The 20249-nt window shown below is 65.2% G+C and carries 20 protein-coding genes; 7 read left to right on the forward strand and 13 right to left on the reverse strand.

All coding sequences use genetic code 11. The features are described from left to right. Position 1: 1 nt before the first annotated feature. The gene (locus AX724_RS18430) at positions 2-466 is read left to right on the forward strand and encodes an EF-hand domain-containing protein (RefSeq protein ID WP_066769365.1); all 465 of its coding nucleotides are present in this window, start codon (positions 2-4) and stop codon (positions 464-466) included. Positions 467-479: 13 nt separating this feature from the next. On the opposite strand, the gene trmFO is transcribed toward AX724_RS18430, so the two are convergent. Then, positions 480-1817, reverse strand: coding sequence for a methylenetetrahydrofolate--tRNA-(uracil(54)-C(5))-methyltransferase (FADH(2)-oxidizing) TrmFO (gene trmFO / locus AX724_RS18435; protein WP_066769367.1), 1338 nt, complete (start codon positions 1815-1817; stop codon positions 480-482). A 222-nt stretch (positions 1818-2039) separates the two neighbouring features. Here trmFO and AX724_RS18440 point away from each other — a divergent pair, with 222 nt between their 5' ends. Next, the gene (locus AX724_RS18440; RefSeq protein ID WP_066769370.1) at positions 2040-2252 is read left to right on the forward strand and encodes a DUF2945 domain-containing protein; all 213 of its coding nucleotides are present in this window, start codon (positions 2040-2042) and stop codon (positions 2250-2252) included. A 41-nt stretch (positions 2253-2293) separates the two neighbouring features. Here AX724_RS18440 and AX724_RS18445 read toward each other — a convergent pair whose 3' ends face one another. Continuing rightward, complete coding sequence (locus tag AX724_RS18445) at positions 2294-3610, reverse strand: dicarboxylate/amino acid:cation symporter (RefSeq protein WP_066769373.1); 1317 nt, start codon at positions 3608-3610, stop codon at positions 2294-2296. A gap of 213 nt (positions 3611-3823) precedes the next feature. On the opposite strand from AX724_RS18445, the gene AX724_RS18450 reads away from it, so the two are divergent. After that, positions 3824-5173 (forward strand): M20/M25/M40 family metallo-hydrolase, encoded by a 1350-nt coding sequence (locus AX724_RS18450; RefSeq protein ID WP_443018772.1) that lies wholly within the window; start codon positions 3824-3826, stop codon positions 5171-5173. A 115-nt stretch (positions 5174-5288) separates the two neighbouring features. Here the strand turns inward: AX724_RS18450 and leuA are convergent, their stop codons facing one another. From leuA to miaA, 8 genes are all read right to left on the reverse strand, one after another. Continuing rightward, positions 5289-6962, reverse strand: a complete 1674-nt coding sequence (leuA, locus tag AX724_RS18455) for a 2-isopropylmalate synthase (RefSeq protein ID WP_066769379.1) — start codon at positions 6960-6962, stop codon at positions 5289-5291. Between the two features lie 225 nt (positions 6963-7187). After that, positions 7188-7772: a YceI family protein gene (locus AX724_RS18460; protein WP_231736757.1), complete on the reverse strand. Its 585-nt coding sequence runs from the start codon at positions 7770-7772 to the stop codon at positions 7188-7190. An 11-nt stretch (positions 7773-7783) separates the two neighbouring features. After that, on the reverse strand, positions 7784-8404 hold the full coding sequence (locus AX724_RS18465) for a YceI family protein (protein ID WP_066769384.1): 621 nt from the start codon (positions 8402-8404) through the stop codon (positions 7784-7786). A gap of 309 nt (positions 8405-8713) precedes the next feature. Beyond that, complete coding sequence (gene ilvC / locus AX724_RS18470) at positions 8714-9733, reverse strand: ketol-acid reductoisomerase (RefSeq protein ID WP_066769387.1); 1020 nt, start codon at positions 9731-9733, stop codon at positions 8714-8716. 182 nt (positions 9734-9915) lie between these two features. After that, the gene (ilvN, locus tag AX724_RS18475; RefSeq protein ID WP_066769392.1) at positions 9916-10431 is read right to left on the reverse strand and encodes an acetolactate synthase small subunit; all 516 of its coding nucleotides are present in this window, start codon (positions 10429-10431) and stop codon (positions 9916-9918) included. Continuing rightward, positions 10431-10814 (reverse strand): hypothetical protein, encoded by a 384-nt coding sequence (locus AX724_RS18480; RefSeq protein WP_066769395.1) that lies wholly within the window; start codon positions 10812-10814, stop codon positions 10431-10433. Before AX724_RS18480 ends, ilvN begins: the two co-directional genes overlap by 1 nt. 10 nt (positions 10815-10824) lie before the next feature. Further along, positions 10825-12576, reverse strand: a complete 1752-nt coding sequence (locus AX724_RS18485) for an acetolactate synthase 3 large subunit (protein ID WP_066769397.1) — start codon at positions 12574-12576, stop codon at positions 10825-10827. A gap of 99 nt (positions 12577-12675) precedes the next feature. Then, positions 12676-13620: a tRNA (adenosine(37)-N6)-dimethylallyltransferase MiaA gene (miaA, locus tag AX724_RS18490; protein ID WP_066769399.1), complete on the reverse strand. Its 945-nt coding sequence runs from the start codon at positions 13618-13620 to the stop codon at positions 12676-12678. Here miaA and serB point away from each other — a divergent pair. Continuing rightward, the gene (gene serB / locus AX724_RS18495) at positions 13619-14497 is read left to right on the forward strand and encodes a phosphoserine phosphatase SerB (protein WP_066769402.1); all 879 of its coding nucleotides are present in this window, start codon (positions 13619-13621) and stop codon (positions 14495-14497) included. The genes miaA and serB overlap by 2 nt on opposite strands. A gap of 4 nt (positions 14498-14501) precedes the next feature. On the opposite strand, the gene AX724_RS18500 is transcribed toward serB, so the two are convergent. The 3 genes from AX724_RS18500 to AX724_RS18510 are packed head-to-tail and all read right to left on the reverse strand — an operon-like array spanning position 14502 to position 16517. Further along, positions 14502-14903, reverse strand: a complete 402-nt coding sequence (locus AX724_RS18500) for a Rap1a/Tai family immunity protein (RefSeq protein ID WP_066769404.1) — start codon at positions 14901-14903, stop codon at positions 14502-14504. A gap of 4 nt (positions 14904-14907) precedes the next feature. After that, complete coding sequence (gene ruvX, locus AX724_RS18505; RefSeq protein ID WP_066769406.1) at positions 14908-15381, reverse strand: Holliday junction resolvase RuvX; 474 nt, start codon at positions 15379-15381, stop codon at positions 14908-14910. A gap of 14 nt (positions 15382-15395) precedes the next feature. Further along, complete coding sequence (locus AX724_RS18510) at positions 15396-16517, reverse strand: DUF3089 domain-containing protein (RefSeq protein ID WP_066769408.1); 1122 nt, start codon at positions 16515-16517, stop codon at positions 15396-15398. Positions 16518-16656: 139 nt separating this feature from the next. Between AX724_RS18510 and gatC the strand changes: the two genes are divergently transcribed. The 3 genes from gatC (at position 16657) to gatB (ending at position 20069) form a co-directional block, all read left to right on the forward strand. Further along, the gene (gene gatC, locus AX724_RS18515; protein WP_066769416.1) at positions 16657-16944 is read left to right on the forward strand and encodes an Asp-tRNA(Asn)/Glu-tRNA(Gln) amidotransferase subunit GatC; all 288 of its coding nucleotides are present in this window, start codon (positions 16657-16659) and stop codon (positions 16942-16944) included. 133 nt (positions 16945-17077) lie between these two features. Next, positions 17078-18562, forward strand: coding sequence for an Asp-tRNA(Asn)/Glu-tRNA(Gln) amidotransferase subunit GatA (gene gatA / locus AX724_RS18520; RefSeq protein WP_066769419.1), 1485 nt, complete (start codon positions 17078-17080; stop codon positions 18560-18562). 1 nt (position 18563) lies between these two features. Next, positions 18564-20069 carry an Asp-tRNA(Asn)/Glu-tRNA(Gln) amidotransferase subunit GatB gene (gatB, locus tag AX724_RS18525; RefSeq protein WP_066769422.1) on the forward strand — a complete coding sequence of 502 codons (1506 nt, stop codon included), beginning with the start codon at positions 18564-18566 and terminating at the stop codon, positions 20067-20069. The last annotated feature ends 180 nt before the right edge of the window (positions 20070-20249 follow it).

Genomic DNA, 20249 nt, shown 5'->3' on the forward strand with positions numbered 1-20249 from the left:
CATGGGACGGATATTGGCAGGTGGCATGGCGGCGCTGTTGCTGGTCGCGGGCGGCTTGTTCTGGTGGCAGGGTCGGGCGGATCGCGCGCCGCTGGCGCAACTCGCCGCCGCAGCACCGCCGCCGCCGGCGGTCGAGGCATTGCCCGAAGGCGATCCCGATGCGGTGGGCGAAGCGCCGCCCATGCCGGGTGAAGCCAGCCCCCAGACCCGCGAGCAGAAACGCTTCGCCCGCTACGACCGGAACCGTGACGGTGTCATCACCCGCGTCGAAATGCTCGGCTCGCGGACCAGGGCTTTCAAGGCGCTGGACAGGGACGGTGACAACCTCCTGTCCTTCGAGGAATGGGCGGTGGCGACGGCGGACCGGTTCGGCGCGGCAGATGCCGACAAGGACGGAAAGCTGACGCCGGCAGAGTTCGCGGCCACCGCGCCCAAGCGAGCGGTGAAGCCGCGGTGTCGATGCTGACCTGGAAACAGCTTCAAGCGATGTTTCCCATCCATTCGCCGAAGGACGCCCGGGCGCGGGCGGTATAGGCTTCCTTCCGGCTCTTCTTCTTGACGTCCACCAGCGGCGGGAAGAGGCCGAAATTGACGTTCATCGGCTGATAGTCGGCGGTTTCGACATTGCCGGTCACATGGCCGAGCAGCGCGCCCATGGCGGTATCGGCAGGCGGCGGGGTCAGCGGCTGGCCCGCCAGCTCCGCCACGGCGAAACGCCCAGCCAGCAGCCCGATGGCCGCGCTCTCCACATAGCCCTCGCATCCGGTCATCTGGCCGGCAAAGCGGATATGCGGCGCGCTTTTCAGGCGCAGCGTGGGATCGAGCAGCTTGGGGCTCTGGATGAAGGTGTTGCGATGGAGCCCGCCCAGTCGCGCGAACTCCGCCTTCTCAAGGCCCGGAATGGTGCGGAACAATTCGACCTGCGCCCCATGTTTCAGCTTGGTCTGGAACCCCACCATGTTCCATAATGTGCCGCTGGCATTGTCCTGCCGCAACTGCACCACCGCATAGGGCCAGCGGCCGGTGCGCGGATCGTCGAGGCCCATCGGCTTCATCGGGCCATGGCGCAGCGTCTCCGGCCCGCGGGAGGCCATCACCTCGATCGGCATGCAACCCTCGAAATAGGGGGTATTCGCCTCCCATTCCTTGAACTGCGTCTTCTCGCCGTCCAGCAGTCCCTGAACGAAGGCCTGATACTGGTCCTTCGTCATCGGACAGTTGATATAGTCCTTGCCCTCGCCGCCGCCGGGGCCGACCTTGTCCCAGCGGTTCGCCATCCAGCATTTGTCCATGTCGATGCTGTCATGATGGACGACCGGAGCGATCGCGTCGAAGAAGGCGAGATGCTCCATGCCCGCCGCCTGGCCGACGCTGTGGGCCAGGGCCGGCGCGGTCAGCGGTCCGGTGGCGACGATGGTCATGCCTTGCGCGGGCAATGCGTCGATTCGCTCGCGCACGATTTCCACATTGGGATGCTGCGCCAGTGCGCGGGTCACGCCGTCGGAAAAGACATGGCGGTCGACCGCGAGCGCGGAGCCGGCGGGCACCTTGGCCGGCTCCGCCTGCGCCATGATGAGCGACCCCAGGCACCGCATTTCCTGATGCAGCAGCCCTACCGCATTCTTGTCCGCGTCATCGGAGCGGAAGCTGTTGGAGCAGACCAGTTCGGCAAGGCCGTCCGTCTGGTGCGCCGGGGTCATGTCTCCTGCGCCCCGCATCTCCGAAAGGCGCACGCGCACGCCCGCCTGCGCCAGTTGCCACGCGGCCTCCGACCCGGCGAGGCCGCCGCCGATGATATGGACCTGATGATTGGACATGGTTCGCTTAACTTCGCACTTTTTCCGCAGAATCGGCAATTTCCGTTCGCCGGTAGGATATATTGCTGCCTGACGCGAGCAGTATAGCGGCGCGCCATTGCTGTTGGACAGTGGCGCTGTTGGACAGTGGCGCTGCTGGACAGGGGCGCTGTGCTTTGGTGCAGTCACGGAACTTCGTGCCGCGCCACCCGGTTGCTTTCCGTCAGACGCAGGAGAGTGACGATGGCGAATCAGTTGAAGAAGGGCGACAAGGTCGAGTGGGATACCAGCCAGGGCACGACCAAGGGCACGGTGGAGAAGAAGCAGACCAGCACCACCCATATCAAAGGGCACAAGGTCGCCGCCACGAAGGATGATCCGCAATATATCGTGAAGAGCGACAAGTCGGGGAAGAAGGCGGCACACAAGCCTTCGGAACTCAAGAAGGCGGGCTGACGGGGCGCCGGTCGCGCGGTTCGGGGCGCGGCCGCTGCCCGCTATTCGGCGGGAACGGCCAGCGCCTCGACCGGGGTTGCGCCATAATAGGCGCTCTCGTCCAAAATCCCCTCCCGCTTGGCGACGATCACACCGACCAGCACCTGGCCCGCCACGTTGACGGCGGTGCGGCCCATGTCGAGGATGGGGTCGATCGCAAGCAACAGGCCCGCGCCTTCCAGCGGCAGGCCGAGGGTGGAGAGGGTCAGGGTCAGCATGACGGTCGCACCGGTCAGGCCAGCCGTTGCCGCCGATCCGAGCACCGATACGAAAACGATCAGCGCATAATCGATGGCGTGCAGCTGGATCCCGTAGAAGCCGGCGACGAAGATGGCGGCGAGCGCGGGATAGATGGACGCGCACCCATCCATCTTGGTCGTCGAGGCGAGGGGAATGGCGAAGGCGGCATAGCCCTTCTCGACGCCCAGCCGTTCCGTCACGCTTTCCGTGACGGGCAGGGTGCCGACCGACGAGCGCGATACGAAGCCGAGCTGGATTGCCGGCCAGGCCTTGGCAAAGAAAGCGCCCGGCTTGAGGCCGTTCGCCATCAGCAGCGTCGGATAGACCACCAGCAGGACGAGCGCGAGGCCAAGATAGACCGCCGCGGTAAAGGCGCCGAGCTGCGCCAGCGCCCCCCAGCCATAGGTGGCGATGGCGGTGCCGATCAGCGCGGCCGACCCGATCGGCGTCAGGCGAATGACCCAGCCGAGCAGCGCGCGCACCACCGCCAGCAGCGAGCGCACGAACGCCAGGAAGGGCTCCGCCCGGTCCCCGACCTTCAGCGTCGCAAGCCCCACGGCGATGGAGATGACCAGCAGTTGCAGGATGTTGAAGCTGACGCTGGTGCTTGCCGATCCATCGGTGATCTTGGTGCTGGCCGATAGCGCCAGGCTGTTCCCGGGAACCAGCCCCTTCAGGAAATCGAGCCAGCCGCCGACCGAATCCGGCGCCTTCGCCGCCAGCGCCGCGCTCGATACGCCGACGCCTGGCTGCACGACGACGCCTATGGTGATGCCGATGGCGACGGCGATCAGCGCGGTGATCGCGAACCAGAGCAGGGTTTGTCCGGCGAGGCGGGCGGCGTTGTCCAGCGCGCGCAGATTGGCGATGGACGCCACGATCGCGGCGAACACCAGCGGCGGCACGATGGCCTTCAGCAGCGACACGAAGATGGAGCCAAGGGTCTTGAGCGTTGTCGCCAGCCAGTTGAGATCGCCATCCGGCCCGGAACCGATCTGCCGCGCGACAAGCCCCAGAGCCAGGCCAACGACCATGCCGGCCAGCACCTGGAAACCGAAACTGCGATAGTTGAGGGCCATGCGTCTTCTTCCTTTGAACGACCGGCTATATCGGACTCGTCAGGTCCGAATGCGCGCAAGCAATTCTTGACGGCTGTATAACATGGATAAGGTGGCCCTCTTTCCATGGCGCATGACCAAACGGATTGGCCGCGCCGATCCACTATGCCACAGATGCCTTGCGATGCCAGCGGGGAGTATGGGCGGATGAGAATGTCGGGCGCGGCGCTGGCGATGGGAATGATGGTCCTGCCGGGGTTGGCCGGCGCGGCCGTGACCGATGCGGACGCCGGGGCGGCCAAGGCGATCCTGTTGCGCTCCATCGGCTTTCGCACGGTCGAGGGTGCGGGCCAGGTGCCGGCGCTCGCGGCCTATTATGCCGATATATTGAAGCGAGCGGGTTTCGCGGACGCGGACATCGTCATCACCCCGATCGGGGAAACCGCCACCCTGGCCGCGACCCTCCCCGGCAGTGACCCCAAGCTCAAGCCGATCGCGCTGATCGGCCATATGGATGTGGTTGCGGCCAACCGGGCGGACTGGACGCGCGATCCCTTCGCGCCGGTGGAGGAGGGCGGCTATATTTTCGGGCGCGGGTCCGAAGACAATAAATATGATGTGGCGATGATGGTCGCCACCCTTGCGCGGTTGAAGCAGGAAGGTTGGAGGCCCCGCCGCACCGTCATCCTGCTCCTGTCGGGAGACGAGGAAACTGACATGAAGACGACGAGGGCGCTGGCGGCCAAATATAAGGACGTCGAACTGCTGCTGAACGGGGATGGCGGCGGCGGGCTGCTGGACGAGGGCGGCAAGCCTGTCCTCTATCAGTTGCAGGCCGGCGAGAAGACCTATGCCGATTTCGAGATCGGCTTCACCGATCCGGGCGGCCACAGCAGCGCGCCGACGCCGGGCAATCCGATCTATCGGCTGGCGCGCGCGATCGACCGCATCGCCGCCTATCGATTCCCGCCGATGCGCAACGAACTCACCAGGGCGTCGCTGTCCCTGTCTGCCGACCGGATCGGCGGCGAGGTGGGGGACGCGATGCGGCGCTATGCTCAGAACGGCGACAGCGCAGCGGCGGAGCTGCTGTCGACCCGGCCTGAATTTGTGGGGCAAGTGCGCACCACCTGCGTCGCGACGATGGTCGCGGGCGGCCATGCGCTCAACGCCCTGCCGCAAAGCGCCAGGGTCAGCGTCAATTGCCGCATCTTCCCCGGCGTGAAGATCGAGGAGGTGAAGGCCGCGCTGTCAAAGGCGGTCGCCGACCCAGGGGCGACCGTCACCACGCTGGGCGATCCATTGGCGAGCGACGCTTCACCGCTGCGGGCCGACGTGCTGGCGGCGGTGCGCGACGCGGTGAAGGCGCGGGGCAAGGACATCGTGGTGATGCCCGCCATGTCTTCCGGCGCGACGGACAGCCTCTATTTTCGGGCGCTGGGCGTGCCCAGCTACGGGGTCTCCAGCCTGTTCATGAAGGCGGAGGACGGCTTTGCTCACGGTCTGAATGAACGGGTGCCGGTCGCCGGCATCCCGGCCTCGCTCGACCAGTGGGACCGGGTGGTGCGGAAGCTGGCGGAATAGGGCCGGGCTTTCCGTTCGTTTCGAGCGAAGTCGAGATACGGCCGATGACGCCATCCGACCAGCTCCAATGAGGTGCTGGCGCTTCTCGATCCGCTCGAAGCGAACGGCCCTTGGCCTAGCCCCGCACCGCCACTCCGTTCGCGGCGGACAGCACCGCCTTGACGGAGGCGGTCGCGACGTCGCTGTCGGTGCCGACGCCAAAGACGGTGCGGCCGTCGGGCGTGCGGCATTCGACATAGGCGGCGGCGTTCACGTTGCTGCCCGCGCCGATGGCATGTTCGCTATAGTCCGCGATCTCCAGCTCGACCCCGAACGCCTCGCGCAGCGCCGCCAGCACGGAAGAGAGCAGGCCGTTGCCGCGCCCGGACACCGACCGCTCGCTCCCCTTGTGGCCGATCTTGCCGGTGAAGATGCGGTCGCCCGCCTGGCCGCCCTCATGATAGTCGATCAGGGCGTAGGGCTGTTCGCCGGTCAGGCAATAATGACTCTCGAACGCCTCGCCGATGTCGGCGGCGTTGAGTTCGCGGCTGCTGCTGTCGGCCAGCGCCTGCACGACCTTGGAAAAATCCGCCTGCATCCGCTTGGGCAGCTTGTAACCCTTGTCCTGCTGTAGCACCCAGGCGACGCCGCCCTTGCCGGACTGCGAATTGACGCGGATCACCGCCTCATAGTCGCGGCCCAGATCCTTGGGATCGATCGGCAGATAGGGCACGTTCCAGATCTGGTCGTTGCGCGCGTCCTGCGCGGCGAAGCCCTTCTTGATCGCATCCTGATGGCTGCCGGAAAAGGCGGTGAACACCAGTTCGCCGGCATAGGGGTGGCGTGGATGGACGGGCAGCTGGTTGCAATATTCGACCGTCTGGATGACCTCGTCTATGTCGCTGAAGTCCAGGCCGGGGTTGATGCCCTGCGTGTACATGTTGAGCGCCACGGTCACGAGATCGCAATTGCCGGTGCGCTCTCCATTGCCGAACAGGCAGCCCTCGACGCGGTCCGCGCCCGCCATGATCCCCAGCTCCGCCGCCGCGACGCCGGTGCCCCGGTCGTTATGCGTATGGAGCGAAATCACCACGCTGTCGCGCTTGCTGATGTTGCGGCACATCCATTCGATCTGGTCGGCATAGATGTTGGGCGTCGCGCACTCGACCGTGGCGGGCAGGTTCAGGATCAGCGGCCGTTCGGGCGTGGGCCGGAGTATTTCCATCACCGCCTCGCAGCATTCCAGGCTGAAATCCAGTTCGGCGGTGGAGAAGGTTTCCGGCGAATATTCGAAATGCCAGTCCGTGTCCGGCTGGGCGGCGGCGTGGTCGCGCAGCAGCTTGGCGGCGTCGATGGCGATCTGACGCACCTCATGCCGTTCCATCTGGAACACGATATTCCGCCACGCCGGCGAGACGGCATTATAGACATGGACGATCGCCTGGCGCGCGCCGCGCAGCGACTCGAACGTGGTGGCGATCAGGTCCGCCCGCGCCTGGGTCAGCACCTGCGGCATCACGTCGTCGGGGATCGCGCCGTCGCGCACCAGCCCCGATATGAAGTCGAACTCGGTCGCGCCCGCGCTGGGGAAGCCGACCTCGATCTCCTTGACGCCGACTTTGACCAGCAGGTCGAAGAAGCGGCGCTTCTTTTCGGCGTTCATGGGATCGATCAACGACTGATTGCCGTCGCGCATGTCGGTCGACAGCCAGCGGGGCGGCGCTGTGATGACGCGCGACGGCCATTGCCGGTCGGGCAGGTCAACCTGCGGGAAGGGGCGATATTTCAAAGACGGTTCGGTCAGCATCATGGCATCTGTTCCTGCGCGGCGCGCGCCTGCGCGTCCGTTGGGTCGACTTGACTATGTGTAGGGTGCCCTTAGGCGGATCGACGCTGCCCTTAGCCGGAAGGCAGCCTAAATGCCACGCCTAAGGGCGTGTAAGTCGTAGCAGGGTAAGAAGCGCCTGGCTGTGCATGGACATGCCCATAACCCTAATGCGGCGGCAGGGTAAAGCCGTTTCTTTCGCACAGCCCGTCAGGAACGACGGAAAATTGCGTCCACCGACAGGTCGACCCGGTCCGCGACGAAGGGTCGGCCAAAGCCCATGCCGAACTCGCTTCGCCGCACGGACATGGTCCCGGTGAAGTGAAGCGTCGACAGGCCGGGGGCTTCGTCAGGCGTTACGCCCACCAGGCGGACGGACAAGGTCACGGGCTGCGTCTGGCCGTGCATGGTGAGCTGGCCTGCGATCTGCATTTCGCCCTGCGCGGTGGCGAGCGGCGCATCCTCGGCATTGAACCGCACGGTCGGATATTGCGCGATGTCGAAAAAGCTGCCGCCCTTCAGCATCGCGTCGGTCGAAGCGTCGCCCGTCGTCATGTTTTCGACGGGGAAGCTGATGTCTATGGCGGCGCGGCCGGGGCGCGCGGGATCGATCGTCACGGCCCCCGATGGGTCGCGAAAATCGCCTTCATATTTGCCGATCGCGGCCTTGACGTGAAAATGCACGCGCGTCGCCTGCGCATCGACGGCATAGCGGCCGGGCTGGTAGAGCGTCGGGGAGGCCGCGGCGGGCGTGAGCAGGATCACACCGATCAGCTTGCCTGCCCGCGCCGCCATGCGCATCGCGCTTACTGCTTTTCGAAGCCGGCTATCACCTTGAGCGCGATGGCGTCGCTGACCAGCGGCACGGCCATGCCCATGCCGAAATCGCTGCGCTTGATCGTGCCGGTGGCGACGAAGCCGATATTTTCCTTCTTGCTCATCGGCTGCGGACCGGCGCCATAGAATTCGGCGTCCAGCGTCACCGGCTTGGTCACGCCGTGCAGGGTGAGGTTGCCCGTAATCTCCGCGCCGGTCGCGCCTTCGGGCTTCACGCTGGTCGATACGAAGGTCGCGGTCGGAAACTTCGCGACATCGAAGAAGTCAGCCTTCATCAGATGCTCGTCCAGCTTCGCGACGCCGGTGCGCAGGTTGGCGATCTGGAAAGTGACCTCCACCTTGGAATTGGCCGGGTTGGCCTTGTCCAGCGTCAGCGTGCCGGTCGGCTCGGCGATGGTGCCGGCGTTGTTGGTGAATCCCATATGATCCCAGGCGAACACGACCTGCGTGTGACCGCCGTCCACCTTGTACGATCCGCCAGTGACCTTTGCCGGATCCTTGGTGCCGGGGGCGGCGGGCATCTGGGCGATGAGGGCGGAGCCGCCGGCAAGCGCAATGAAGGCAGCGGCGGGGATCAGGAATTTACGCATGGATTCAGAGACTCCGAAACGCTCAAGGGACGCCGCACCATAGCAGCGCGCCCCGATTGATCCAGAGCCGTAACGGCGAACGGATCGTTTCCGTTCCGTATCCGCATGGGCAGCGGGCATGGGCGGCGGAGCGCAGGCAGGACAGCCCACGCGAGTGCCGTTTTGTGCGCAATCTGCGGAGCGGGGAGGGAGCGCGCCAGGACGAAGGAGGGGTCGGCAAGACCGGTCATGCCCATGCATGACCGCCCTCCCGACCCCGCATTCAGACCTTACGGCCCATCATTTACCCACAAGGGGAGCAAAGCAAGCTCAGTTCTTTTCCTGATCCACCAGCTTGTTGGCGCTGATCCAGGGCATCATCGCCCGCAGCTTCGCGCCCGTCTCCTCAATCGGGTGACGCTGGGCGGCGATGCGGCTTGCCTTGAGTTCCGGCTGGCCGGCGCGGTTGTCGAGCACGAAGTCCTTGACGAAGCGGCCCGACTGGATGTCGGCCAGAACGCGCTTCATTTCCTTCTTGGTTTCTTCGGTGATGATGCGCGGACCGGTCTTGATGTCGCCATATTCGGCGGTGTTGCTGATCGAATAGCGCATGTTGGCGATGCCGCCTTCATACATCAGGTCGACGATCAGCTTCAGTTCGTGAAGGCATTCGAAATAGGCCATTTCCGGGGCGTAGCCTGCTTCCACCAGCGTTTCGAAGCCCGCCTGCACCAGCGCGGTCGCGCCGCCGCACAGCACCGCCTGCTCGCCGAACAGGTCGGTCTCGCACTCTTCGCGGAAATTGGTTTCAATGATGCCGCTGCGGCCGCCGCCGACGCCCGAAGCATAGGAGAGGGCGATGTCATGCGCGTTGCCGGTCGTGTCCTGATAGATCGCGATCAGGCAGGGAACGCCGCCGCCCTTCAGATATTCGCCACGCACGGTATGGCCCGGCCCCTTCGGCGCGATCATGATGACGTCGACGTCCTTGCGCGGCTCGATCAGGCCAAAATGGACGTTGAGGCCATGGGCAAAGGCCAGCGCCGCGCCGGGGCGCAGATTGTCGTGCACGTCGGCGGCGTAGATCGCCGCCTGATGCTCGTCGGGCGCCAGGATCATGAACACGTCGGCCCATGCGGCGGCTTCGGCGTTGGGCAGCACCTTGAAGCCTGCACCCTCTGCCTTCTTGGCGCTGGGCGATGCCGGGCGCAGCGCGATGGCCACTTCGGCTACGCCGCTGTCGCGCAGGTTCTGCGCATGGGCATGACCCTGCGAACCATAGCCCAGGATAGCGACCTTCTTGCCCTTGATCAGGCCGATGTCCGCATCACGATCGTAATATACTTTCATGTCTTGTCTCTTCCCTCGAACATTGTCCTCGCCCCTTCGGGGAGGATATGAAATCTTGGTTCGGCGAAGCCGGACCTAGATGAAGTTGGAGAGGAGTGCGCCGCCGCCCCCTCTCCGGCTGCGATCAGGCAGCATGCTGCCAAGTCTCGCTTCCCTCTCCCCCCAAATGGGGCGAGGGACCGTCAATTCGCCTCTTTCCCCCGCATCAGGCCGACGACCCCGGTGCGGCCGACCTCGACGAGGCCGATCTGGCGCATAAGCGCGACGAAATTGTCGACCTTTTCCGTGGTGCCGGTCAGCTCGAAAATGAAACTCTCGATCGTCGTGTCGACCACCTTGGCGCGGAACACGTCGGCCAGGCGCAGCGCCTCGATCCGGTCCTCGCCCGTGCCGGCGACCTTCACCAGCGCCAGTTCGCGCTCCACGAACGGCCCCTCGTCGGTCAGGTCCGTCACCTTGTGCACCGGCACCAGCCGGTCGAGCTGGGCGATAATCTGGTCGATCACCTTGGGCGGGCCGCTGGTGACGATGGTGATGCGGCTGACGCCATGATCCGGCGTGATGTCCGCCACGGTCAGGCTGTCGATATTATAGCCGCGCGCGGTGAACAGCCCCGCGATGCGCGCCAATATGCCCGCCTCGTTCGAAACGGTCAGCGACAGGACGTGCCGCTGGCTCAATTCTTCCTGGATATGCATCAGATGGTTCCGTGATCCTGATGGTCGTCGGCCGGCCTGTCGTCCGTTGTCGTGTCCGGGCCGGATTTTTCGTGCCGCTGCGAAATCATCGCCACGAAGGCGAAATGCCATTCGCCGTCGAGCCGATGGGCGAGCCGTACCGGGAAGCCGGCGACCGCGTCGAACATCCGTTCCAATCGCTCCCCCACATAGCGGGGACCGACCAGCAGCGTGGCGATCCTCCCCTTGTTGAAATCGAAGCCATGGTCGAGATGAACCTCCCACTCCTCATTGTCGGGATCGACATGATCGGTGGTCCATCCGGTCAGTTCGGCGGTGCCGGCGTTCCGCTCGAAATCCCATGGCTCCGTCACATGGATGCGGAGCTTCAGATGCTGCGTCACATGCCGGTCCTTACACCAGAGCCTTGGCTTCGTCCGACATCACCCCCGCGATCTGGTTGGGATCGAGCAGCATGTCGGTGTGCGCCGCGCCCGACGGGATCATGGGGAAGCAATTGGAAAGCTTGGCCACCCGGCAATCGACGATCACCGGCCCGTCTGTTTCCAGCATCTGGCGGATGCCGCTCTCCAATTCCTGCGGCCCTTCGATCCGGATGCCGGTCCAGCCATAGGCTTCGCCCAGCTTCACGAAATCGGGCAGGCTGTCGGAATAGCTGTTGGAATAGCGGCTTTCATAGGTCAGCTCCTGCCACTGGCGGACCATGCCCATATATTCATTGTTCAGGATGAAGATCTTGACCGGCAGGCGATACTGGCTGGCCGTTCCCATTTCCTGAATGTTCATCTGGATCGATGCGTCGCCCGCGATGCAGATGGCGGTGCTGTCGGGATTGCCCATCTGCGCTCCGATCGCTGCGGGAAAGCCATAGCCCATCGTGCCGAGCCCGCCGGAGGTCAGCCATTTATTCGGCGCCTCGAACCCGAAATGCTGGGCCGCCCACATCTGGTGCTGGCCGACTTCGGTGGTGATGATGACGTCCTTGCCGGTCGCCCGGCATGCCTTGTAGAGGTCGGTGATCGCGCGTTGCGGCATGATCTCGACGCCATTTTCGGCATAGTCCAGGCTGCGCTTGGCGCGCCAGCCCGCGATCCGCGCCCACCATTCGCCAAGGTCGGCCTTTTGACGGCCTCGCTGCTTCCACAGCGCGATCATATCGTCCAGTGCGCTGCCGACATCGGCGACGATGGCGACCTCGACATCGACGATCTTGTTGATCGAGCTGCGGTCGATATCGACATGGATTTTCCGCGCGTGCGGCGCGAAGGCGTCCAGCCGCCCCGTGACCCGATCGTCGAAGCGCGCGCCGACGCACAGGATCAGGTCCGCCTGGTTCATCGCCCAATTGGCCTCATAGGTGCCGTGCATCCCCAGCATCCCGAGCCACTGGTCGGACGATGCGGGGAAAGCGCCCAGGCCCATCAATGTGGACGTGACCGGCGCGCCGGTCAGCGCCGCCAGTTCGCGCAGCAGCGCGCTGGCTTCCGGCCCCGAATTGATGACGCCGCCGCCGGTATAGAGGATCGGCCGTTCCGCCGCCGCCAGCATTTCCACCGCCGCGTCGATCGCCGCTGCGTCCGCCTTGGTCTGCGGGCGATAGCTCGCATGGACCTTCAGCTCCGGCCGGGCATAGGGCGCGGTCGCGATCTGGACATTCTTGGGAATGTCGATGACGACCGGGCCGGGGCGGCCGGTGGTGGCGATATGGAACGCCTCATGGACGACCTGCGCCAGTCTGGCCGGATCTTTGACCAGATAATTATGCTTGGTGCAGTGGCGCGTGATGCCGACCGTGTCGGCTTCCTGGAAGGCGTCGGTGCCGATCAGCTGCGTCGGCACCTGTCCGGTGATGACGATCATGGGGATCGAATCCATCAGCGCGTCGGTGATGCCGGTGACCGCGTTGGTCGCGCCGGGGCCGGAGGTGACGAGCACGACGCCGGGCTTGCCGGTCGACCGCGCATAGCCCTCCGCCATGTGCGTCGCGCCCTGTTCGTGGCGGACGAGCACGTGCCGGATCGTGGGATGATTGAAGAGCGCGTCATAAATGGGCAGCACCGCGCCGCCCGGATAGCCGAACACGACTTCGACGCCCAGATCGACCAGGCATTCGACCAATATGTCCGCGCCGCTCTTTTCGGCCACGTGGGAACTCCTTCACTGTTGCAGGGTGCGGCTTTGCGCCCCTGTGCCGCCAATGGCAAGGCGCCTGCCTCTAGTGGACATAAAATGGCTGGTCAACCACTATTGTTGTAATTTAATTACTAATTCATTGATTATTTCATTATCAATCTTTCCAGCTTCGCGCGGCCACCCTGCGGGACTCTGGTTCGCGAACCAGGTATATTGCCGCTTGGCATATTGGCGGGTGGCGATGCGGCCGCGTTCGATGCAGCTGTCCACATCGCTGTCTCCCTTGATGTACGCGGCGATCTCCGGCACGCCGATCGCGCGCATCACCGGCAGAGCGGGATCGAGGTTTCGGGCCAGCAACGCCTCGACCTCGGCAACCGCCCCCTGTTCGATCATCAGCGCGAAGCGGCGGTCGCATCTGTCGATCAGCCAATCGCGCGGTGGCAGCAGGATCATCGGGCTGAGGGTGATCCGGTTGCCGATTCCGCCTTCCTTGCGCGCCTGCCAGCTTTTGAGGGTCCGCCCGGTCGACCGCACCACCTCCAGCGCCCGCGCCACCCGCGTCGTGTCTGCGGGGGCGAGGCGAGCGGCGGCATCGGGGTCTTCGCGGGCCAGCGCCGCATGCGCCGCCGCCACCGGCATGGCGCGCACGGCCGCGCGGATGTCCGGGTCGATCTCAGGCACCGGGGCGATGCCGTCCAGCAGGGTGCGGATATAAAGGCCTGTGCCACCGACCAGCACAGGCACCTTGCCTTTGTGGTGCGCCGCCTCGATCTCCGCCTTCGCTTCGGCCGCCCAGCGCGCGGCGGTGCAGGCGTCCGCACCGTCGATATGGCCGAACAGGCGGTGCGGCACGCTGCCCATCTCTGCGGCCGAGGGGCGGGCAGAAAGAATGGCGAGATCGGCGTAAACCTGGCTGGCGTCAGCATTGATGACGACGCCACCGGTGCGCTTTGCAAGCTCTATGGCGAGCGCGCTCTTGCCGCTGGCGGTCGGCCCGGCAATAAGCGCGACCCGTGGGCGGGATTCGCCGGGACTGGGTTCGGGAGTAAGCATGTTCGTCGCGACCTTAGTGGCAAGTGGCTCCATGGGGCAGGGGGATATTGCGCAGGCCACCGGCCGGCTCGCCACCGCCGGCTGCGCGCCCGTCGACGGCGTCTGGCTGGACGAGGGCAAGGCCGCCGACATCTTCTTCGCCATGGACCCCGTCACCGCCCGCGCCGTGTTGACCGAGGTGGGCGACGCCATCGACGTCATCGTCCAGCCCGCCGCCATCCGCGAAAAGGCGCTCATCATCGCTGACATGGATTCGACCATGATCACCGTCGAGTGCATCGACGAGCTGGCCGACTATGCGGGCATCAAGCCGCAGATCGCGGAAATCACCGAGCGCGCGATGCGCGGAGAGCTGGACTTCGCCGGGGCGCTCAACGAACGGGTCGCGCTGCTGAAGGGGCTTCCCGACAGCGCCATCGACCAGTGTCGTGCCGAACGCGTCAGGATCATGCCGGGCGCAAAGGCGCTGGTCCGCACGATGAAGGCGCGGGGCGCGCGCACGCTGCTGGTGTCGGGCGGCTTCACCCGCTTCACCGGTCCCGTGGCGGAAGAGATCGGCTTCGACGCCAATGTCGCCAATGTGCTGGAGATCGCAGATGGCGCATTGCTCGGCACTGTCGTCACGCCCATCGTGGACGCCGCACGCAAGCGGGCGGAGCTGGAGGCGGCGATCGACGGCGGCATCGATCGCGCGCTGACGCTGGCTGTGGGCGACGGCGCGAACGACATTCCGATGATCGAGGGAGCGGGCCTGGGCGTCGCCTATCATGCCAAGCCCAAGACACGCGCGGCCGCCGCGGCCGAGATCGTCCATGGCGACCTTTCCGCGCTGCTCTACGCGCAGGGGATCGCGCGGCGGGACTGGGCCGCTGAATAGGCGATCAGCGCTTCTTGTTCGAACGCGCCTTTTTCGCCGCAGCCTTGCACGGCCAGGCCTTGCGCGTGGCGGCAAACACCTGAGACGAGGCGGAGTTGGCGGCCCGGTCCCTGGGATTTTTGCTCAGATAATCGACCGTGGTCTTGCGCAGGTCGGCGATGGTCACGTCCGCCGGGATGCAGCTTTTGAGGCCGTTCGCTTCCCGCGTCGTATTGAACGCATCGACCGCGCCGCTGATATAGCCGACGCATTCGTAGGACCGTTCGAAATAATCCTTGCTGTCCTTGGGCGTCGAGCAGCTTTCGTACAGCGCGTCGCCGCTGTAGAAGCCGGCCTGCGCGGGCAATGGGAGGAAGGCCAGGCCCGTGACCGCCGCGCCAATGCCCGCCACCGTCGAAATCTTCATGCTTTCACTCCATTCCCGCCACCAGGCCGTCGATCGCGCCCTGAAGGATGTAGCTCGCCGCCAGCTTGTCCACCAGTTCGTCCCGCCGTGCCCGGCTGGCATCCGCCTCCAGCAATGTGCGGGTCACCGCCTGCGTCGACCATCGCTCGTCCCACAGCAGGATGGGGCGGCCAAGGTCCGCGATATTGTGGGCGAAGGCGCGGCTCGCCTGCGCGCGTGGCGAACTGCTGCCATCCAGGTTCAGCGGCAGGCCGATGACGACGCCCCTGACCTGCTGCTGGTCGATGAAGGCGGCGAGGCCGATCTTGTCCTTGCCGAACTTGCCGCGCGTCACCGTGTAGGCGGGGCTGGCGATCGTCCATGCAGCGTCGCACAGGGCAAGGCCGATCGTCTTCGTCCCCACGTCCATGCCGATCAGCCGACCGCCCTGCGGCAGGGCGGCGCGAAAGGCGGCGCGATCCGTCGTCACCAAAGTCATGGGCGCATGCCCTGTCACTTATGGAGGAACGCCGCCAATCTTTTCTGCGCGTCGTCCCGCACATCGCCCCAGAAAAGGGCATAGTCATAGACGTGGTAATTGTTGCCGGGCAGGGTGAAGGGCCCCATGTCCACCGGCTCCCCGATCATCAGCACGCCGCTGGTGTCGCAACGGGCGGGAACCACGCCCTTCAGCAGCCTGGGCGGCTTGCCTTCCTCGCGCGCGTCGAGCGTCCCCTTGTTGGCGCTCGCCGGAGCCGATCCGTTGAACGCGCCGGTGATGGGATTGGTACAGAGCATGTGCGTGCCCTTGCGCGGGCGGCCGGTATAGCCGGTCTTGCGCTCGAAACTTTCCACCACGGCGGACGGATCGGCCGGCTCGGCATAGCTTTGCCAGCTGACGATGCAATGCGCCTGATGCTGATCGGCGCAGGCGGGGAGGCCGAGCGCCGGCAGGTCCGCCTCGACCGACACCGGCCAGCCCACCGCATAGACCGCCGCCAGCCGGTCCGCCACCGGCTTGCCCGCCACCTGCTCGCGCAGCAACCGCAACAGATGGCTCGACCCCTGGCTGTGGCCTGCCAGTATCAGCGGCCCGGTCGGATTGGCTTTCAGGAAGGCGGCGAAGGCCTGCGCCACATCGCGATAGGCGGCCGCCAGCGCTTCCTCGCCCGCGGGCTTGTCGGTCAGGAAGGCGCCGTAATTGGCCTGGCGATAGCGGGGGGCCCACACCGCGCCCGCGCCGTTGAAGGCGCTTGCCTGGCTCGCGACGAAGCGACGGGCGGTGGCGTCCGCATCCTTGTCGTCCAGTCTGGCGTTCCAGTGGGCGTCGCCGAAAGTGGTGATGTAGCTTGTGGGATGGATGAAGAAGATCGCGGCCTTGGGGTCGGTCACTTTCGCCGGGGCAACGCCCTCCGGGGTCCAGAGCGCGGGATTGTTCTTCACAATGTCGGGCCGGGCGATCCACATGCTGGCGTCGGCATAGGCGTCGGCGGGAAGCGGCTGAAGCTGCGAGAAGGGCTCACGCGGCACCATCACCAAGCGGATCAGCTGCATGCCCCAGACGCGGTAAACCAGCAGCGCGGCGATCACCAGCACCACCAGCGTCGCTATGACATAAAGGAATTTCCGCGCCACCTTCCGCTCTCTCCCGGCCAAGCGGATGGACGGCCGATACGGTCCCCCATCCTGCCTTCTGTCTGGCGCATGCGTTCAGCCCGCGCAAGGCCTACGAAAGCCGCTTGAAGCAACGGTGCGCGGATGGTAGCGGCGGCCCATGTCGATAGACCTTCAGACCGTAAAAAAGATCGCCAGCCTGTCGCGCATTTCCGTGACCGAGGCTGAGGCCGAGGCGATGGTGCCCGAACTCAACAACATCCTGGGCTGGGTGGAGCAGCTGGGCGAGGTGGACGTGAGCGGCGTGGAGCCGATGACCGCCGTCATCGCCAATCACCAAAGGCTGCGCGAAGACGTCGTGACGGACGGAAATGTTCGCGACAAGGTGCTCGCGAACGCGCCGCAGGCGGAGCATGGCTTCTTCGCCGTGCCCAAGGTAATCGAATAGGGCGCTGCACCTGTCCGGGCTGAGCTTGTCGAAGCCTGGCCCCTCTAAGGAAAAGAGCAGCCTTTTGGATTGCCTGCCTGCGGCAGTCGCTCAGGACAGGTTTCGACAGGCTTAGGGCGAACGGAAGTTTTCTATGACCAATCTCACTGATCTCACCGTAGCCGAAATTCGCGACGGCTTTCGTGCCGGCGACTTTTCGGCGTGCGAAGTGGCGGAGGCGTTCAACGCCAATGTCGCCGCTGCAAAGGCGCTCAACGCCTTCATCGTGGAAACGCCGGAAAAGGCGCTGGAGGCGGCCGACGCCGCCGATAGGGCGAAGGCTGCCGGCGATCCGCTCGGGCCCCTGGCCGGTGTGCCCATCGGCATGAAGGACCTGTTCTGCACGCAGGGCGTCCAGACCACGGCCGCTTCGCACATGCTGGAAGGTTTCACGCCAACCTATGAATCCACCGTGTCCTGCAAGCTGTGGGCTGCTGGCGCGGGCATGCTGGGCAAGCTCAATCTCGACCAGTTCGCCATGGGATCGTCCAACGAGACCAGCTATTTCGGCAACGTCATATCGCCCTGGCGGCGTGGCGGCGGGGATAATGCGGCGCTGGCGCCGGGCGGGTCTTCGGGTGGTTCGTCGGCCGCCATCTCCGCGCGCCTCTGCCCGGCGGCAACCGGCACCGATACCGGCGGCTCCATCCGCCAGCCCGCCGCCTTCACCGGCATTTCGGGGATCAAGCCGACCTATGGCCGCTGCTCGCGCTGGGGCATCGTTGCCTTCGCCTCGTCGCTCGACCAGGCAGGCCCGATGGCGCGGACGGTGCGCGACAACGCCATCCTGCTGGAAGTGATGTCTGGCTTCGATCCCAAGGATTCGACGTCGCTCGACCTGCCCGTGCCGCAGTGGGAAGCGAATCTTTCCGCCGATCTCAAGGGCAAGACGGTAGGCATCCCGAAAGAATATCGTCCTGACGGCCTCAATCCGGAAATCTCCGCTTTGTGGGATCGCGGCATCGAATGGCTGAAGGACGCCGGCGCCAATGTGGTGGATGTGTCGCTGCCCCACACCAAATATGCGCTGCCGACCTATTATATCATCGCCCCCGCAGAGGCTTCGTCCAACCTCGCGCGCTATGACGGCGTGCGCTATGGCCAGCGCGACCTGCCCGATGGGGCGGGATTGCAGGACATGTATGCCGCGACCCGTGCCGCCGGTTTCGGGCCGGAGGTCAAGCGCCGCATCATGATCGGCACCTATGTGCTGTCGGCGGGCTTTTACGATGCCTATTATACCCAGGCGCAGAAGGTGCGCGCGCTCATCGCCCGCGATTTCGACCTGGCCTTCGAACAATGCGACCTGCTGCTGACGCCGACCGCGCCGAGCGCCTCCTTCGCGCTGGGCGAGAAACAGGCCGATCCGCTCGCCATGTATCTCAACGACGTCTTCACCGTGCCTGCCAGCCTTGCGGGCCTGCCGGCGATGGCGGTGCCTGGCGGGCTGGATTCGGCGGGCCTGCCGATCGGCCTCCAGGTCATCGGCAAGGCGCTGGACGAACAGACGGTGCTGAACGCCGCCCAAGCAATCGAAGAACGCGCGGGCTTCGCGGCGCGGCCGGACAAGTGGTGGTAATATGACTGAATCAACTTATCGCATCCAGGGCGCTACCGGCGAGTGGGAGGTCGTGATCGGCCTTGAGGTCCACGCGCAGGTTACGTCCAACGCAAAGCTTTTTTCCGGCGCGGCGACGGCGTTCGGCGCGGAACCGAACACGCAGGTCAGCCTGGTCGACGCGGCCATGCCCGGCATGCTGCCGGTCCCCAACCGCGAATGCATCCGTCAGGCGGTGCGCACCGGCATGGCGATCGACGCGCAGATCAACAAATGGTCGCGTTTCGACCGGAAGAATTATTTCTACGCCGACCTGCCGCAGGGATACCAGATCAGCCAGCTTTACCACCCGCTGGTGGGCGAGGGGCAGATCGACATCGTACTCGATGAAAAGAATCCCGACAGCAGCACCAAGACCATCGGCATCGAGCGTATCCATGTCGAGCAGGACGCGGGCAAGCTGATGCACGACCAGCATCCCACGCGCTCCTATGTCGATCTCAACCGCTCGGGCGTGGCGCTGATGGAGATCGTGTCGAAGCCCGACATGCGCTCTCCCGCCGAGGCGGGAGCCTATCTGGCGAAGCTGCGTACGATCCTGCGTTATGTGGGGTCGTGCGACGGCAATATGGACCAGGGGTCGATGCGCGCGGACGTGAACGTCTCCGTCCGCAAGCCCGGCGAGGCTTTCGGCACCCGGACCGAAACGAAGAACGTCAACTCCGTCCGCTTCGTAATGGCCGTGGTGGAGCATGAGGCGAACCGTCAGGTGGACGTGCTGGAGGCCGGGGGTACGGTCGTGCAGGAAACGCGCCTCTACGATCCCGACCGCAACGAAACCCGGTCCATGCGGTCCAAGGAAGACGCGCATGATTATCGCTACTTCCCGGACCCGGACCTGCTGCCGCTGGAACTGGACGACGCTTTCCTTGAGGAATGTCGTCAGTCGCTGCCCGAACTGCCGGACGCCAAGCGTCGCCGCTACGAGCAGGTGCTGGGCCTGTCCGCCTATAACGCCGCGACGCTGACCGCGGACGCGGACACCGCCCGCTGGTTCGAAGCACTGCTGGCCGAAGGCGCACGCATTCAGGGCAAGAGCGAGGGCGACGTCGCCAAGGCGTCGGCCAACTGGCTGCTGTCCGAACTTTACGGCGCGCTCAACCGGATCGGCAGGAGCCTGGAAGACAGTCCGGTCAGCCCCGAAGAAGGTGCGGAACTGCTGGCACTGGTCGCAGACGGCACGATCAGTGGTACGATCGCCAAGCAGGTGTTCGAGATCATGCTTGAGACCGGCGACAAGCCCGGCAAGATCGTCGAGGAAAAGGGGCTGAAGCAGACCAGCGACACCGGCGCGATCGAGGCGGCCGTGGCCAAGGTGCTGGCCGACAATGCGGACAAGGTCGCCCAGTATAAGGGCGGGAAGGAAGCGCTGTTCGGCTTCTTCGTCGGCCAGACGATGAAGGCGATGCAGGGCAAGGCCAATCCGCAAGTCGTCAACGAACTGGTGAAGAAGGGGCTGTCGGCCTGATCCGACACTCTGATGAAGGAAAAAGGGGAGCGCTCGGCCGGAGCGCTCCCCTTTTTCATGTCTGCCCGAAAAGGAAGAAGGGGCGCCGCCGACGCGGGTCGGCGACGCCCCTCTTTGATGCTGCGGCTCCCTTTAGGGGGAGGGGGTCGATGCCGCAGCGGGAACAGGCGGACCGGGAGG

It is taken from the genome of Sphingobium sp. CCH11-B1 (assembly GCF_001556865.1).
In the GTDB taxonomy this organism is placed as follows: domain Bacteria; phylum Pseudomonadota; class Alphaproteobacteria; order Sphingomonadales; family Sphingomonadaceae; genus Sphingobium.